Raw genomic sequence first — 291 nt, 5'->3', positions numbered from 1 at the left:
CGTTTCGCCTGCGCCACAGCCTGAATCAATTCGGCAGCCCGCGCCGCCATCTCCTTGCTTGCCTGGGATATTTCACAAGTCGAGGCGCCGACCCTTCACTCCGCCTCGTCCACCCAGATCAGCCGCAGCAGCCGCAGCAGCGTCGCCCGTTCCTTGCTGCTGAGACGCTGCAGGAATCGGTTTTCGTGCCGGCGCACCTTGAGCCGCCACGCGGGCATTGCCGCTTTGGCCGCCTCGGTCAGGCTGAGTTTTCGCACGCGCCTGTCTTCTGCATGATCATCGCGCTCGATC

The 291-nt window shown here is 64.3% G+C and carries 1 pseudogene; it reads right to left on the bottom strand.

What is annotated here, in order from left to right:
• Positions 1–95: 95 nt before the first annotated feature.
• A pseudogene (locus EN824_RS34610) lies at positions 96–291 on the bottom strand (MarR family transcriptional regulator); the annotation flags it as partial.

It is taken from the genome of Mesorhizobium sp. M8A.F.Ca.ET.181.01.1.1, from assembly GCF_004792025.1.
Classification (GTDB): Bacteria; Pseudomonadota; Alphaproteobacteria; order Rhizobiales; family Rhizobiaceae; genus Mesorhizobium.
This window is presented reverse-complemented; position numbering and strand designations above follow the sequence as displayed.